General features: G+C 58.9%; 2 protein-coding genes. Both read right to left on the reverse strand.

From position 1 onward, the window contains the following. Positions 1-48: 48 nt before the first annotated feature. The gene (gene rfbD / locus WBF74_RS00965; RefSeq protein WP_424433931.1) at positions 49-948 is read right to left on the reverse strand and encodes a dTDP-4-dehydrorhamnose reductase; all 900 of its coding nucleotides are present in this window, start codon (positions 946-948) and stop codon (positions 49-51) included. Position 949: 1 nt separating this feature from the next. Further along, positions 950-1689, reverse strand: a 740-nt coding sequence (locus tag WBF74_RS00970) for a dTDP-glucose 4,6-dehydratase (protein WP_424433933.1), incomplete at its 5' end; no start/stop codon positions are given.

The raw sequence follows: 1689 nt of genomic DNA on the forward strand, positions 1-1689 counted from the left end.
GCCTGCCAGTATGATGCCTTTCATCTCTGTTTCCTTATTTGAAATTTGTCACCGGCGTGCTGTGCCTGTCAGCGCATCGAGCACTTCTTCCAAAGCGTGGCTCCAGGGCCGCGGCGTAATGCCGAAAGCCTGTCCGATCTTTTGGCGATCCAGAACAGAATAGGCGGGCCGTCTGGTGGGAGTCGGATACTCTGCGGTTGAAATACCGCGAACGGGTACGCGCCGGCCGCCGCGTTGCGATGCACCTTCGACAATCGCGCTTGCAAAGCCGTGCCATGTCGTCTCGCTGCTATTGCAGAAGTGAAAGGTGCCCCACGGAAATCCATCCGGGTTGGTGAGAGAGCGAGCAGCAAGAGTGAGCAGTGTGGTTGCTATATCTCCTGCTGCAGTCGGGCAGCCGTGCTGATCGTTGACAACGGAAAGTTGTTCCCTTTCCCCAGCAAGACGCAGCATGGTTTTTACGAAGTTGTTTCCGTGAACGCTGAAAACCCATGATGTGCGCAGAATGAGGTGTCGTTCAGCCGCTTTCCGTACGGCTTCTTCACCCGCCGCCTTGCTTGCCCCATAGACGCCCTGTGGCGCAACGGGATCGTCTTCACGATAAGGCCGGGTCCCCATACCGTCGAACACATAGTCAGTGGAAATATGAAAAACGGGGATGCGGGCATTTCCGCAGGCTCTGGCAATATGGCCGGGGCCCGCCGCATTTACCGCATGCGCGATTTCGGGTTCGCTTTCTGCGCGATCAACGGCCGTGTAGGCAGCCGCATTGATCACGATATCCGGGGTGGCATCCGCTATGGCGTGTGCAACGGCGCTCGCATCTGAAATGTCCAGATCGTTCCGGGCGAGAGCGATGACTTCAAACCCGGCAGTCTCTCCTCGCGCGACAAGCTCTCGTCCTACCTGTCCTTGCGATCCGGTGATGAGCAGGCGCGCAGACCGCATGTCAGTCAGCGCTCGCTGCGAGGCCGAGACGTTCGCCGCGATAGGAGCCTGAACGTACACGCTCCCACCATGTCCGGTTTTCAAGATACCACTCGACCGTTTTGCGCAGGCCGCTCTCGAAGTTCTCGCGCGGCTGCCAGCCCAGTTCGCGCGTAATCCTGGAGGCGTCTATCGCATACCGCCCATCATGGCCCGGCCGGTCAGTGACAAAGCTGATGAGATCGGCATGAGGCCTGTGTTCTGACTCCGGCAGCATTTCATCGAGCAGGGCGCAGACAGCGCGGACAACTTCAATATTCGTGCGCTCTTCGTTTCCACCGACGCAATAGGTTTCGCCGGGCTTTCCGCGTGTCGCAACTGCGAGAAGGGCGCGTGCATGATCCTCCACATGGAGCCAGTCGCGCACATTCTCCCCGCTGCCATAAACGGGCAGGGGCTTTCCCTCGAGCGCATTCAGGATCATCAGGGGAATGAGCTTTTCGGGAAACTGGTATGGCCCGTAATTGTTGGAGCAATTGCTGGTGACGGTCGGCAGGCCATAGGTCTCATACCAGGCGCGAACAAGGTGATCGGACCCGGCTTTCGAGGCAGAGTAGGGCGAGTTCGGGGCGTAGGGGGTGGTTTCGCTGAAAGCGCCCTCAGGACCGAGGGAGCCGAATACTTCATCCGTTGAGATGTGGTGAAACCGAAATTTCTCCCTCTTCGGTCCACTCAGGCGCGTCCAGTGAGCGCGCGCCGATT

Source organism: Parvibaculum sp., assembly GCF_049672805.1.
In the GTDB taxonomy this organism is placed as follows: domain Bacteria; phylum Pseudomonadota; class Alphaproteobacteria; order Parvibaculales; family Parvibaculaceae; genus Parvibaculum.

Bases quoted from the DNA above. Each gene is read 5' to 3' on its own strand.
- rfbD (WP_424433931.1), bottom strand. From the start codon at position 948: ATGCGGTCTGCGCGCCTGCTCATCACCGGATCGCAAGGACAGGTAGGA.